This window comes from Streptomyces mashuensis (genome assembly GCF_014654785.1).
In the GTDB taxonomy this organism is placed as follows: Bacteria; Actinomycetota; Actinomycetes; order Streptomycetales; family Streptomycetaceae; genus Streptomyces; species Streptomyces mashuensis.
On record NZ_BNBD01000004.1, the window covers coordinates 283,832 to 297,785 of the forward strand.

Consider the following 13,954-nt stretch of genomic DNA (forward strand, 5'->3'; position numbering starts at 1 on the left):
GCATGTATGCGATCACCATTCCCGTTCCCGGGGGCCCCGAGGCCCTGGTGTGGGCCGAGGTCCCCGACCCCGCGCCCGGCGCCGGGGAGGTCCTGATCGACGTCGTGGCGGCCGGTGTCAACCGTGCCGACGTGGTGCAGCGGCAGGGGTTCTACGACCCGCCGCCCGGCGCCTCCCCCTACCCCGGCCTGGAGGTGTCCGGCCGCATCGCCGCCCTCGGCGCCGGCGTCAGCGGCTGGGCGGTCGGCGACGAGGTGTGCGCCCTGCTGGCGGGCGGCGGCTACGCCGAGAAGGTGTGCGTACCGGCCGGCCAGGTGCTGCCCGTGCCCGAGGGCCTCGACCTCGTCACCGCGGCCGCCCTGCCCGAGGTGACGGCCACGGTCTGGTCGAACGTCTTCATGGTGGGGCACCTGCGCCCCGGCGAGACGCTGCTCGTGCACGGCGGCGGCAGCGGCATCGGCACGATGGCCGTCCAGCTGGGCAAGGCCGTCGGTGCGCGCGTCGCCGTCACGGCGGGCGGTCCCGAGAAGCTGGAGCGCTGCCGCGAACTGGGCGCGGACGTCCTCATCGACTACCGCGAGCAGGACTTCGTCGAGGAGCTGCACAAGGTGACCGGCGGCGTCGGCGCCGACGTCGTCCTCGACATCATCGGCGCCAAGTACCTCGCGCAGAACATCGAGGCGCTCGCCGTCAACGGACGGCTCGTCATCATCGGTCTCCAGGGCGGCCGCACGGCCGAGATCGACCTGACCAAGCTGATGCTCAAGCGGGCGGCGGTCGCCGGTACGACGCTGCGGGCCCGCCCCCTGGAGGAGAAGGCGGCGATCGTGGCGGCCGTGCGCGAGCACGTGTGGCCGCTGATCGCCGGCGGCCGGGTCCGGCCGGTCGTCGACCGCACGCTGCCCGTACGGGAGGCCCCGGAGGCCCACCGGGTGCTGGAGGAGAGCACGCACGTGGGGAAGGTCCTGCTCACCTTCTGAGCGGGGGCTGCTCCGCCCGCGTCACCCGACCGGCCGCCCAGCGCGCCGCACCCGCGTGCCCGTGTGAGGGTTGGGGTGTCCGTAGGGGGTCACACGTGGGGGGTGACGCGTTGCGGAGGGTGGCGATACGACATGGGCGCTCGGTCCCGGGCGACGACCCTGTTCGGCCTGGCGGTGTCGTCGGCACTGATAGCGCCGTGGTCCATAGCCCCGTGGCCGGCACGGGCGGAACAGCGCGAGCCGACGGCTCCGCCTCCCGCACCCGTGGCGGCCACGCCCTCGACCACGGTCTTCCCCTCCACGCCGCCGTCGCCCGTACCGGGCCGGCTGAGCGGCACCCCGCCGGCCGGGGAACCGCACCACCCGGCCACCCACCCCGGCGCCGGCCTCGGCAAGAGCAGCCACCGCGAGGCGCCCCGCCGGCACCCCCCGGTGCCGCACGGCCCCGCGGCACGCCCCCTGGGCCTCACGGCCGCCGAGGGCGAGGACCCCGAGGACACCCAGGACCCGCGGCTGCCCGGCAACCCGCCGGCCACCCCTGACACGCCCGGCCCGCAGGAGTCCCCCGCCGCCCAGGACGCCCCGTGGCTGTCCCAGGGCGACAGTTCCCCGTCCGCCGCGGCGCCCTCCGCCCCGTACGGGCCGTACCACTACCCGGCGCACGCGCAGCACAGCGCGTCGCGCACCGCGGCGAGCCACCCCGCCCGCGCCATGCGGGTGCTGCCCCTGGGCACCGGCATGGTGCTCACCGGCCTCGGGCTCGCGTTCCTCGCGCTGCGGCTCCGCCGCGGCTGACCCGCCCCCCTTACGGGCCAGCGCCCCCGTACGGCACGCGCCCCCCGTACGGGCACGCGCCCCCGCACACCACCGCGGTGGATCAGACGTGTACGGGGGCATCACCAGGGGGAAATCACCTGTGCGAGAGAATGGCGGCATGGATATGCCGAGGAATGAACGGTCGCAGGAGAGCCCGCACGTTCTGGTCGTCGGACCGGACGGCATGGCTCTCGGCAGCGCCAGCCCCGGCGGCGGGGAGGGCGACGACGAGTCGCGCGAGGTCCCGGTGACGGAGATGGTGGAACAGCCGGCGAAGGTCATGCGTATCGGCAGCATGATCAAGCAGCTGCTGGAGGAGGTCCGGGCGGCCCCCCTGGACGAGGCGAGCCGCGCCCGCCTGAAGGAGATCCACCGCAGCTCGGTCAAGGAGCTGGAGGACGGCCTGGCGCCGGAGCTCGTCGAGGAGCTGGAGCGGCTCTCGCTCCCGTTCACCGACGAGAACCTGCCCACCGAGGCCGAACTGCGCATTGCCCAGGCACAGTTGGTCGGATGGCTGGAGGGCCTGTTCCACGGCATCCAGACCACGCTGTTCGCCCAGCAGATGGCGGCGCGCGCCCAGCTGGAGCAGATGCGGCGGGCCCTGCCGGCCGGTGTGCTCAACGAGGACGGGCACGAGGGCCAGCAGCACGGCGGCGCCCGCTCGGGCCCGTACCTGTAGTCCCGTTGCTGTAGTCCTGCGCGAGCCGCATGCGTGAAGGGGCCGGTCACCCCACCCGGGTGACCGGCCCCTTCGCGTGTACGTACGCCTTACGACGCCGGCTCGCCCGTCGACACCGTCAGCACGAACTCGCCCGTCTTCGGGTCGAACGCGTCACCGGAGTCGGGCAGCTGCGTCATGACGGTGCCCTTGCCCCACAGGTTCTCGTTCACCGAGTCGATGCGGTACTTCCAGCCGGCCGCCACCAGGCAGGACTTCACCGAGTCGATGTAGAGGAACTTGAAGTCCGGGGCGCTCTTCTTCGACTTGTCCTGCCAGTTGTCGTACGCCTTGGTGCACTTCTCCGTGTCGATGGTCTTGGTCTTGTCGCCCATCTTGACCTTCGACTGGGTGCCCCCGGTGGTCGTGGAGCCGCCACCGGTGCCGCCGCCGCCCGTCGTCGTGCCGCCGGTGGTGCCGCCCGTGGTGGCGTTGCCGCCGCCGGGCGCCGCCGTGACCGCGCCGCGGCTGGGGGACGCGACGGCCCGGTTGTCGTTGTCGTCGCTGTTGCCGGTGTTCAGCGACACGGCGGCGATCACGGCGATGACCGCGAGCACGGCGACGACCGCCGAGCCGATCAGCACCGGCTTGTTCGACTTCCCGGAGCCGCCGGACCCACCGGCGCCCGGCCCCGAGGGGGACGCGTACGGCGGGGGTGTGCTCGGCCCCGGCTGGTAAGCCGGAGTGGGGGACGGGGTCTGGTACGGGCCGGGAGGGGGCGTGGAGGGCCCGTAGCCGCCGTTGTAGGGCCCCTGGGGGGTCGGGGGTCCGACGGGGGGCTGGTAGGGCGTCTGGAGGCCCTGGGGGCCCGGAGCGGGCCGCTGGCCGTCGACGGGCGGGAAGACTGCGGAGCCCACGCCCGCGCCGCTGCGGGGCGCCGGGGCGCCCTCGACGATGGTGGGCGGCGGCGCGGACTGCGCCGTGGTCGCCACGCGTGCGCACTCGCCGCGCATCGCCTCGGCGCTGGGGAAACGCTCGTTCGGGTTCTTCTTCAGGGCCCGGGCCACGAGCGCGTCGACGGCCGGCGGGATGGAGCGGTTGATCGAGGAGGGCGCGACCGGCTCCTCCTGGACGTGCGCGTAGGCGATGGCCAGCGGCGAGTCCGCGTCGAAGGGCAGCCGGCCGGTCAGCAGCTCGAAGAGCATGATGCCGACCGAGTACAGGTCGGACCGGGCGTCGACGCCGCGGCCGAGCGCCTGCTCGGGGGAGAGGTACTGGGGCGTGCCGACGACCATGCCGGTCTGCGTCATCGAGGTCACGCCGGACTGCATGGCGCGGGCGATGCCGAAGTCCATGACCTTGACCACGTCGCGCTTGGTCATCATCACGTTGCCGGGCTTGATGTCGCGGTGGACCAGCCCCATCTCGTGGCTGACCTCGAGCGCCGCGAGCACGTCCGATGTGATCTTCAACGCCTTCTCGGCGGGCATGGCGCCGAACCGGGCCACGTCCTCGTCGAGCACGGAGCGCAGCGGGCGGCCCTCGACGTACTCCATGACGATGTACGGCATCGTGGCGCCGTCGAGCTCGTCCTCGCCCGTGTCGAACACCGAGACGATGTTCGTGTGGGTGAGCTTGGCCACGGCCTGCGCCTCGCGGCGGAAGCGCTCGCGGAACGACGATTCCCGGCCGAGCTCGGTGTGCAGCGTCTTGATGGCGACCTGGCGGTCGAGGACCGTGTCGTAGGCCAGGTGCACGGAGGCCATGCCGCCCTCGCCGAGCAGGCCGCGGAGCTGGTAGCGGCCGCCTCCGACGGATCGTCCCGCGTAACGGCCCTGCGCGCCGTCCTGGCTCATGGTGTTACTTCCCCCTCGGCGCACTGCCTGGCGTACGGTCCGCCCGGATCGTTTCGGCGGGCGGTTCGTCCTCGCGAACCGGGGCCGGAGGTCCCGGACGAAGGTCCGATCGTGTTCTTCTGGTGGAGCACGTTCTTCTGATGTTCTTGATGTATCCCGGCCAAGTCTGCCGCAGGCCACGGGCACGTCAAGCCGCGTGCCCGTTCCGTGACCGGATGCGCGACAAGCCGTCACGGGATTTGCCTTGCTCGTGCCGGTACGGGTTTGATAGCCGGTCCATCCCGGACCGGCGCGCGGCGTGAAGGCTGTACCGTGCCCTAGCGGAAGATAGCTACATCGACATTCCCCCGCGCAATCGCCTCCCACGCGAAGCGGCCAGACACGACGGCGAGGACTGATGGCACAGACGCAGAGCGCCCAGGGTCCGTCCGACCCTGACGCCAACGGGAGCGGAATGCCCGATGTGCCTGAAATGTGGAGCAACGGTGGTCTGGTCGGCGACGGCCGCTACCGCCTCACCCACCGGCTCGGCCGCGGCGGCATGGCCGAAGTGTTCGCCGCCGAGGACGTACGCCTGGGCCGCACGGTCGCGGTCAAGCTGCTCCGCGCCGACCTGGCCGAGGACCCCGTCTCCAAGGCCCGCTTCACCCGCGAGGCGCAGTCGGTCGCGGGCCTGAACCACCACGCGGTGGTCGCGGTCTACGACTCCGGCGAGGACACCGTCGGCCGCAATGTCGTGCCGTACATCGTCATGGAGCTGGTCGAGGGCCGCACCATTCGCGACCTGCTGCTCAACGCGGAGGCGCCGCCGCCCGAGCAGGCCCTGATCATCGTCTCCGGCGTGCTGGAGGCGCTGGCCTACAGCCACGCGCACGGCATCGTCCACCGCGACATCAAGCCGGCCAACGTCATCATCACCAACACCGGCGCCGTCAAGGTCATGGACTTCGGCATCGCCCGTGCCCTGCACGGCGCGCAGTCGACCATGACGCAGACCGGCATGGTGATGGGCACGCCGCAGTACCTGTCGCCCGAGCAGGCCCTCGGCAAGACCGTCGACGCCCGCTCCGACCTGTACGCGACCGGCTGCCTGCTCTACGAACTGCTGGCGCTGCGCCCGCCCTTCACCGGCGAGACGCCGCTGTCGGTGGTCTACCAGCACGTCCAGGACACCCCGGTGCCGCCGTCGCAGGTGCTCCAGTCGGTGCCGCCGGAGCTGGACGGGCTCGTCATGCGCTCCCTCGCCAAGGACCCGGACGACCGGTTCCAGAGCGCCGAGGAGATGCGCGGCCTGGTGCAGTACGCGCTGGAGATGCTGCACAACCAGGGCGGCCACACCGGCAGCTGGGACACCGGCCCGGTCGACGAGGCCACCGCCGCCACCCAGGTGATCGGCGGCATGGGCGCGGGCGGCATGGCCGCCACCACGGCGATGCCGCGCGCCCAGCACGGCCCCGGCACCGCGCAGCAGCGCGCCGTGCCGCAGCGCCCCGGCCCCGCGGCCGGCGGCCCCGGCGGCGGCGGTTACGGCGGCGACCCCGGCTACGGCGGCGGTCACGGCGGCAACGGCAACGGCGGCGGCAAGGGCAAGCTCTGGCTGGCCGTGGTGGCGGTGCTCGTGGTCGTGGCGGCGGGCGTGGCGTTCGTCGTAAAGGGCATGGGCAACGACACCGGTGGCAAGACCGGCACCCCCAAGACGTCGGTCTCGCCCAGCACCTCCCCCAGCGCCGAACCGTCCAAGGGGCCCAAGAAGTCGGGCAACCCGTCGCCGGGTCACGGCAGCACGGCGGGTACGGACAACGGCGAGCGGGACTCGGACTCCGACTGGAACAGCGACCCGGACCCGAACCCGACGCGCGGGCACTCGCAGAAGCCCTCGCACGAGCCGTCGACCGGCCCGTCGAACCCGACCGAGCCCACCACGGGCCCGACCAAGCAGCCGACGGACGACCCGAAGAACCCGACGCAGCCCCCCACCTCCGGCGGCAACTCCGGTGGCAACACCGGTAACACCGGCACCACCACCGCCGGCAACACCGTGCAGGGCCCCACCGGCTGACGCACCGTCGCACCACGCGCAGAGGGCGCGCCCCCACCAGGGGGCGCGCCCTCTGCGCGTACGTGCTCAGTCGGTGAACGCCTCGCGCACCCGTTCGTACGAGCGCGTCCACCACACCGCCAGCGCCGCCGACGCGGGGAAGCCGGGGTCGGCGCGGTGGTCGCCGCGCTGGTAGCGCCAGCGCAGCATCCAGAAGTCGTTGAGCCGCTCCCACCACACCCGGTGCACCGCGGCGCCCATCTCGTCCGTGCCGGCTCCGGCCGCCCGCCGGTACGCGCGCGCGTACGACCGGACCTTGGCGAGGTCCAGCGTGCCGTCGGGGCGGACGAAGAAGATCACGGCGGCCCGGACGGCCTCCTCGGCGCGCGGTTTCACGCCCAGCCGGTCCCAGTCGACGATCGCGGCGGGTTCGCCGCCGCGGTACAGCACGTTGAGCGGGTGGAAGTCGCCGTGCACCCAGCCCCGGGCCGGGGTGACGGCGGGCGGGGGCCGGAGGTGGGCGTGCTGCTCCAGCAGGGCGCGGCGCTCGACGAGGCGGTGCTCGGCGAGCTCGTCGAACGTGTCGCGGGGCCGGTCGGCGCGGCCGCGGCGGATGAGGCGCAGCAGCTCGTCGATGAGCGCGAAGGTGTCCTCGGGGTCGGCGGCGGCGTCCCCGGCCTCCGGGCCCGCTCCGGGCGCTCCGGGTGCCCCCGGCCCCCCGGGCCCCCCCACAGGCCCCCGCACGGCCCGCTCCGGCCCTTCCATGACCCGTTCCAGGCCCGTGTGCACGTGCCCCAGCAGCGCGCCCAGCCGGCGGCACTGGGCGCGGGTCAGTTCGCCGCCGTCGCGGTGCCGGCCGTCGACCCAGGGGTGGAGGGCGTAGCAGCGGCCGTCGAGGACGGTGACGGTGTTGCCGTCGGCGTCGGTGACGGGCGGGGCGACGGGCAGGCCGAGGACGTCCAGGCGGCGGGTGGCGTCGTGCTGGCGCGCGATGGTGTCCCGGTCGCCGTCGAGGTGGTGCTTGAGGAAGAAGCGGCCGCGGGTGGTGGAGAGGCGGTAGCCGCGGTTGAGGAGACCCTCGGTGAGCGTCTCGCAGGAGACGACCTCGCCGGCGCGTTCGTAGCGGCGCAGGAGGGTGCGCAGCGTGCCGTGGTCGGGTGGGGCGTCCGGCGGGGCGGGGGAGACAAGTGAGCGCGGCACGCCCCAAATGTTAGATCACCCTGCGTGTGCGACTTGTCGCGCGGGTACGCCTTCGAGGTGGTGCACGGTGATGAACTGGGGTTCCATGCACAGGTATTCGGGTACGAAGGGCGCGCCGTCGGCCGTGGTGGGGGCGCGGCCGAAGAGCTCCAGGTCGGCCGCGTCGGGTTCGAGGGCGCGGGCCGTGCCGACGAACTGGACGGTCCACACGCTCTCGTCGCCCTCGGTGCGCCCGGCGAGGTTGTCGGCGGCGTACGCGGCCACGCTGCCGTCGCACGCGGCGGCGTAGCCGAAGCCGCCGTGCAGCCGCAGCAGCACCCGCCCGTCCCGTACGACGTGCCGGGCCACGGTGACGAAGGGCAGCGCACGCATGCTGACGGAGATCCGCCCGTAGGGGGAGCGGGCGAGCAGACCGAGGGCGTACGCGTCCGTGGCGAAGGACGGGTCGGGGAGGCCGGGCGGCGCGGTGGGCATGGCCTCACTGTGCACCGGGGCCGGTCCGCGCCGTAGGGCAGCAGGGCCCGGGTGGGGCGGGACGTTGGTCCCGTAGGGGGTGTCCGCGGGTCTCAGTGGGCCGGCCCGCGCTGCTCGGCCTGGCGGCGGGCGACGTAGGCCGCGGCCTGGGAGCGGCGCTCCATGCCCAGCTTGGACAGCAGGCTGGAGACATAGTTCTTGATCGTCTTCTCGGCGAGGTGGAGCCGTTCGCCGATCGCGCGGTTGGTGAGGCCCTCGCCGATCAGGTCGAGGATGCGGCGCTCCTGGTCGGTGAGGGTGGCCAGCCGGTCGTCGCCGCGGGCGCCGCGGCCGTCACGGAGGCGTTCCAGGACGCGCGCGGTGGCCACCGGGTCGAGCAGGGATCTGCCGGCGGCGACGTCCCGTACGGCGGTGAGGAGCTCGTTGCCGCGGATGGCCTTGAGTACGTATCCGGCGGCCCCGGCCATGATGGCGTCGAAAAGGGCCTCGTCATCGGCGTAGGAGGTGAGCATCAGGCATTTGATGTTCTCGTCCTGCGATCGGATCTCGCGGCAGACTTCCACTCCGCTGCCATCCGGAAGGCGAACGTCCAGTACGGCCACGTCGGGCCGTGTCGCGGGAATGCGGACCAGGGCGTCGGCGACCGTCCCGGCCTCGCCCACGACCTCGATCCCGGGCTCTCCGGAGAGCAGCTCGTGCACGCCACGGCGCACGACTTCGTGGTCATCGAGCAGAAATACCGTGATTTTTCCCTGTTCGCGCACAGTCACAGTCTCACACATCAACCCTTCCCCCGCCCTTGTCCTCCGGGATAACGTGCCCCCGTTCCGGCGGCTCGCAAGGCGCTGACCAGTGCATTGGCACCCACCGTGACCCGGCTTTCTCGATTTACTTGGAAATCCAAGCAAAATCGCAGGTCAAGCAGGGTTTCGCAGGAATGCGGAGTACTGGGTAACGTGCTTATTGCAGGCCATTCGCCGGGGCACTGTCACGCCCGGTTCCGGCCTCGGCACACCCACCCCGTGTGCCGTCGGGGAGCGGGCGAGCCTCCCCTCGCCTCACGGCGGAGGGACCCCCTCCGGCCGCCGGCGACCCCGGGGGCCGGACAGACGGAGGAGCGACACGTGACCGTGGACAGCACTGCCGCGCGCAAGCCGCGCCGCAGCAGCGGCAAGCGCGCCGGCGCCAAGAAGGCGACCGGCAGTGAGCCGGAGCTCGTACAGCTGCTGACGCCGGAGGGCGACCGGGTGGAGCACCCGGACTACGCCATCGACCTGACGCCCGGGGAACTCCGCGGCCTGTACCGGGACATGGTGCTGACCCGCCGCTTCGACGGCGAGGCCACCACCCTGCAGCGCCAGGGCGAACTGGGCCTGTGGGCCTCCCTGCTGGGCCAGGAGGCCGCGCAGATCGGCTCGGGCCGGGCGACCCGCGACGACGACTACGTCTTCCCCACCTACCGTGAGCACGGCGTGGCCTGGTGCCGCGGCGTCGACCCGGTGAACCTGCTGGGGATGTTCCGCGGCGTGAACAACGGCGGCTGGGACCCCAACGAGAACAACTTCCACCTGTACACGATCGTCATCGGCTCGCAGGCGCTGCACGCCACCGGCTACGCCATGGGCGCGGCCATGGACGGCACGGACTCCGCGGTCGTGGCCTACTTCGGCGACGGCGCCTCCTCCCAGGGCGACGTGGCGGAGGCGTTCACCTTCGCCGCCGTCTACAACGCCCCCGTGGTGTTCTTCTGCCAGAACAACCAGTGGGCGATCTCGGAGCCCACCGAGCGGCAGACCCGCGTCCCGCTCTACCAGCGCGCCCAGGGCTACGGCTTCCCCGGCGTGCGGGTGGACGGCAACGACGTGCTGGCCGTGCTCGCCGTCACCCGGGCCGCGCTGGAGCGCGCCCGCACGGGCCAGGGCCCGATGCTCGTCGAGGCGTACACCTACCGCATGGGCGCCCACACCACCTCGGACGACCCCACGCGCTACCGGCGCGACGAGGAGCGCGAGCTGTGGGAGGCCAAGGACCCGATCCTGCGGCTCCGCGCCCACCTGGAGAAGGAGGGCCTGGCCGACGAGGCGTTCTTCACCGCCCTGGAGGCGGAGAGCGACGCCCTGGCCAAGCGTGTGCGCGACACCGTGCGCACCATGCCCGACCCGGAACCCCTGGCGATGTTCGAGCACACCTACGCCGACGGGCACGCCCTCGTCGACGAGGAGCGCGCGCAGTTCGCCGCGTACCAGGCTTCGTTCGCCGACGAGGAGAGCAACTGACATGAGCACCGAGAAGCTCTCGATCGCCAAGGCGATCAACGCCTCCCTGCGCACCGCCCTCGAGAACGACCCCAAGGTCCTGATCATGGGTGAGGACGTCGGCAAGCTCGGCGGCGTCTTCCGCGTCACGGACGGGCTGCAGAAGGACTTCGGCGAGAACCGCGTGATCGACACGCCGCTGGCCGAGTCCGGCATCGTCGGCACCGCCATCGGCATGGCCCTGCGCGGCTACCGTCCCGTCGTCGAGATCCAGTTCGACGGCTTCGTGTTCCCCGCGTACGACCAGATCGTCACGCAGCTCGCCAAGATGCACGCGCGGGCGCTCGGCAAGGTCAAGCTGCCCGTCGTCATCCGCATCCCCTACGGCGGCGCGATCGGCGCCGTCGAGCACCACAGCGAGTCGCCCGAGGCGCTGTTCGCGCACGTCGCGGGCCTGAAGGTGGTCACGCCGTCGAACGCCTCGGACGCCTACTGGATGCTCCAGCAGGCCATCCAGAGCGACGACCCGGTCATCTACTTCGAGCCCAAGCGCCGCTACCACGACCGCTCCGAGGTCGACACGGCCGCCATCCCGGGCCCGCTGCACGCCGCCCGCACGGTCCGCGAGGGCACCGACCTGACGCTCGTCGCGTACGGCCCGATGGTCAAGACCTGCCTGGAGGCCGCCGCGGCCGCCGCGGAGGAGGGCAAGTCGCTGGAGGTCCTGGACCTGCGGTCGGTCTCGCCCATCGACTTCGACGCGATCCAGCGGTCCGTGGAGAAGACCCGCCGCCTGGTCGTCGTGCACGAGGCGCCGGTCTTCTTCGGCTCGGGCGCGGAGATCGCCGCGCGCATCACCGAGCGCTGCTTCTACCACCTGGAGGCCCCCGTCCTGCGGGTCGGCGGCTACCACGCGCCCTACCCGCCGTCCCGGCTGGAGGACGAGTACCTGCCCGGCCTGGACCGCGTGCTCGACTCCGTCGACCGCGCGCTGGCGTACTAGGGGACCCGAGGAGAGGCGTGACCATGACCGCGAACACCGAGCGCTTCCGCGAGTTCAAGATGCCCGACGTGGGCGAGGGACTCACCGAGGCCGAGATCCTCAAGTGGTACGTCCAGCCGGGCGACACCGTCTCCGACGGACAGGTGGTGTGCGAGGTGGAGACGGCCAAGGCGGCCGTCGAACTCCCCATCCCCTACGACGGCGTCGTGCACGAGCTGCGCTTCCCCGAGGGCACCACCGTCGACGTGGGCCAGGTGATCATCTCCGTGGACACCCGGCCGGAGGCGGGGCCCGCGGAGGAGGCCCCGGCCTCGACCGCCGCGCACGCGGAGAGCACCGCCCAGGCCGCCCCCGCCCTGCCCGCCGAGGGCGAGGAGGAGCCCGCCCAGGGCCGCCAGGCCGTCCTCGTCGGCTACGGCGCCGCGCCCTCGTCCACCAAGCGCCGGCCCCGCAAGGCCCGCCCCGAGGCGTCCGCGCCCGCCCCCGTGGCCGCCGCCCTCCAGGCGGAGCTCAACGGCCACGCGCCGGCGCCCGCCCCGGCGGCCGCCGTGCCGTGCGCGCCGCGCGTGCCCGCACCCGCCGCCCCGGCGGCGCCCGCCGCGGCCCGGCCGCTGGCCAAGCCGCCGGTGCGCAAGCTCGCCAAGGACCTGGGCATCGACCTGGCGTCCGTCACCCCCACCGGCCCCGACGGCGTCGTCACCCGCGACGACGTGCACGCGGCGGCCACGGCGCTGACGGCCGCCCCGGCAGCCGCCGCCCCTGTCGCACCCGAAGCACCCGCCGCTCCCGTCGCCCCCGAGGCCGCGCCGCAGGGCCCCGTGGCGGTCCCGGCCGGCGCCCGCGAGACCCGCATCCCCGTCAAGGGCGTGCGCAAGGCGACCGCGCAGGCGATGGTGGCCAGCGCGTTCACCGCGCCGCACGTGACGGAGTTCGTCACCGTCGACGTCACGCGCACCATGAAGCTGGTGGAGAAGCTCAAGGCCGACCCGGACATGGCCGGCCTGCGGGTCAACCCGCTGCTCATCGTCGCCAAGGCGCTCCTGACGGCCATCCGCCGCAACCCGGACGTCAACGCGTCGTGGGACGAGGAGAACCAGGAGATCGTCCTCAAGCACTACGTGAACCTGGGCATCGCCGCCGCCACGCCGCGCGGCCTCATCGTGCCGAACATCAAGGACGCCCACGCCAAGACGCTCCCCGAGCTGTCGCAGGCGCTGGCGGACCTGGTGGCGACCGCGCGGGAGGGGAAGACGAGCCCGGCGGACATGAGCGGCGGCACCGTCACCATCACCAACGTCGGCGTCTTCGGCGTCGACACCGGCACGCCCATCCTCAACCCCGGCGAGTCGGCGATCCTGGCGGTGGGCGCCATCAAGCTCCAGCCGTGGGTGCACAAGGGCAAGGTCAAGCCGCGCCACGTCACCACGCTCGCGCTGTCCTTCGACCACCGCCTCGTCGACGGCGAACTGGGCTCCAAGGTCCTCGCCGACATCGCGGCGGTCCTGGAGGACCCGCAGCGGCGCCTGGTGACCTGGGGCTGAGCCCCCGGCTGCCGCCCGTACGGGCGCACGCGGCGCGGGGCCCGGACGCTCCCCCTCCTCACCCCCCTCCCGTGAGGAGCGGCCAGGACGTCCGGGCCCCGCGCCGTGTGCTGAGCGGCCTCGGGCCCGCCACCGGCACGGGTGGAATGGCCCGTCTGGGCAATTTACTGAAGAATGACCGACACTTGCAGTGTCGGATCGGAAGGCCATCAGGAGGCCGCGGTGGACCGCGAGGACGGCCACGACCCCGGCGGTGACCACGACCACGGCGGCGACCACGGCCACGCGGACGGCGAGTCCATCAGCCGTCTGCTCCGCGCCTGGCGGGCCCGCGTCGACGCCCGGACGGTTCCCGAGCTGCGCGGCGTGTCGCCCCGCCCCGGCCGCCGCCTCTCCCAGCGGCACGTGGCCCGGCTGACCGGCGTCAGCGAGGGCTGGTACCGCGCCCTGGAGGCCGGCCGCCGGCACGACTTCTCCGAGGGCTTCCTGCTGCGCGTGGCCCGCGCCCTGCGGCTGAGCGAGGCCGAGACCCTCACCCTCTTCCTCGCCGTCAGCGGCCGCAGACCCCCCGAGACCGGCCGCACCCCCGCCGCACCCCCCGCCCCCGGCCTCCCCGCCGGCGTCCGCACCCTGCTCGAACGCCAGGTCGGCTGCCCCGCCTACCTCTCCGACGGTGCCTGGAACATCGTCGCCGCCAACGCCCTCATGGGCGCCTGGTTCCCCTGGGTGCTGCGCCCCCGCCCCAACCTCATGCGCTGGGCGCTGCTGCACCCCGAGGCCCGCGAGCAGATGCTCGACTGGGATGACAGCTGCGCCCGCGTCTACCTGGCCATGCTGCGCGTGGCCGCCAACAGCGACCCGGGCAACGCCGAACTGCGCGCGCTCGTCGCCGAGATCCTCGACGCGGACGCCGACTGCCGCCGCATCTGGGCCGAGGAGCACGACGTGGTCGAGCACCGCGACGGCCACGTCTTCCGGCTGTGCCTGCCGTACCACGACCACAGGGAGATCCGGGTGACGAGCCACGTCCTGCTCCCCATCCAGCGTCAGGACCTGCGGTTCGTCCTCATCACGCCCGTCGACGAGGACTGACGGAGAACCGGCACCGGGCAGGCCGTCCGCGGGCCGCCGCG

At 73.2% G+C, this 13,954-nt stretch carries 12 protein-coding genes; 8 read left to right on the forward strand and 4 right to left on the reverse strand.

The window, feature by feature from the left end:
• Positions 1 to 2 precede the first annotated feature (2 nt).
• The 3 genes from IE305_RS13055 (at position 3) to IE305_RS13065 (ending at position 2,475) form a co-directional block, all read left to right on the forward strand.
• Positions 3 to 980 (forward strand): NAD(P)H-quinone oxidoreductase, encoded by a 978-nt coding sequence (locus tag IE305_RS13055; RefSeq protein WP_190129689.1) that lies wholly within the window; start codon positions 3 to 5, stop codon positions 978 to 980.
• Between the two features lie 132 nt (positions 981 to 1,112).
• On the forward strand, positions 1,113 to 1,775 hold the full coding sequence (locus tag IE305_RS13060) for a hypothetical protein (protein WP_190129690.1): 663 nt from the start codon (positions 1,113 to 1,115) through the stop codon (positions 1,773 to 1,775).
• Positions 1,776 to 1,914: 139 nt separating this feature from the next.
• Entirely contained in the window at positions 1,915 to 2,475 is a 561-nt protein-coding gene (locus tag IE305_RS13065) for a bacterial proteasome activator family protein (protein WP_190129691.1), read from the forward strand.
• 89 nt (positions 2,476 to 2,564) lie between these two features.
• Here the strand turns inward: IE305_RS13065 and IE305_RS13070 are convergent, their stop codons facing one another.
• Positions 2,565 to 4,310 (reverse strand): protein kinase domain-containing protein, encoded by a 1,746-nt coding sequence (locus IE305_RS13070; protein WP_190129692.1) that lies wholly within the window; start codon positions 4,308 to 4,310, stop codon positions 2,565 to 2,567.
• A 397-nt stretch (positions 4,311 to 4,707) separates the two neighbouring features.
• On the opposite strand from IE305_RS13070, the gene IE305_RS13075 reads away from it, so the two are divergent.
• Positions 4,708 to 6,369 carry a protein kinase domain-containing protein gene (locus tag IE305_RS13075; RefSeq protein ID WP_190129693.1) on the forward strand — a complete coding sequence of 554 codons (1,662 nt, stop codon included), beginning with the start codon at positions 4,708 to 4,710 and terminating at the stop codon, positions 6,367 to 6,369.
• Between the two features lie 66 nt (positions 6,370 to 6,435).
• Here IE305_RS13075 and IE305_RS13080 read toward each other — a convergent pair whose 3' ends face one another.
• From IE305_RS13080 to IE305_RS13090, 3 genes are all read right to left on the reverse strand, one after another.
• Positions 6,436 to 7,548 (reverse strand): phosphotransferase, encoded by a 1,113-nt coding sequence (locus IE305_RS13080; RefSeq protein ID WP_190129694.1) that lies wholly within the window; start codon positions 7,546 to 7,548, stop codon positions 6,436 to 6,438.
• 15 nt (positions 7,549 to 7,563) lie between these two features.
• Positions 7,564 to 8,022, reverse strand: a complete 459-nt coding sequence (locus tag IE305_RS13085) for a pyridoxamine 5'-phosphate oxidase family protein (protein ID WP_190129695.1) — start codon at positions 8,020 to 8,022, stop codon at positions 7,564 to 7,566.
• 92 nt (positions 8,023 to 8,114) lie between these two features.
• Positions 8,115 to 8,786, reverse strand: a complete 672-nt coding sequence (locus tag IE305_RS13090) for a response regulator (RefSeq protein WP_308440245.1) — start codon at positions 8,784 to 8,786, stop codon at positions 8,115 to 8,117.
• A 360-nt stretch (positions 8,787 to 9,146) separates the two neighbouring features.
• On the opposite strand from IE305_RS13090, the gene pdhA reads away from it, so the two are divergent.
• From pdhA to IE305_RS13110, 4 genes are all read left to right on the forward strand, one after another.
• Complete coding sequence (gene pdhA / locus IE305_RS13095) at positions 9,147 to 10,298, forward strand: pyruvate dehydrogenase (acetyl-transferring) E1 component subunit alpha (RefSeq protein WP_190129697.1); 1,152 nt, start codon at positions 9,147 to 9,149, stop codon at positions 10,296 to 10,298.
• A gap of 1 nt (position 10,299) precedes the next feature.
• Positions 10,300 to 11,280, forward strand: coding sequence for an alpha-ketoacid dehydrogenase subunit beta (locus IE305_RS13100; RefSeq protein ID WP_190129698.1), 981 nt, complete (start codon positions 10,300 to 10,302; stop codon positions 11,278 to 11,280).
• Positions 11,281 to 11,303: 23 nt separating this feature from the next.
• The gene (locus IE305_RS13105; protein WP_190129699.1) at positions 11,304 to 12,821 is read left to right on the forward strand and encodes a dihydrolipoamide acetyltransferase family protein; all 1,518 of its coding nucleotides are present in this window, start codon (positions 11,304 to 11,306) and stop codon (positions 12,819 to 12,821) included.
• Between the two features lie 222 nt (positions 12,822 to 13,043).
• Positions 13,044 to 13,913 carry a helix-turn-helix transcriptional regulator gene (locus tag IE305_RS13110; RefSeq protein ID WP_190129700.1) on the forward strand — a complete coding sequence of 290 codons (870 nt, stop codon included), beginning with the start codon at positions 13,044 to 13,046 and terminating at the stop codon, positions 13,911 to 13,913.
• The last annotated feature ends 41 nt before the right edge of the window (positions 13,914 to 13,954 follow it).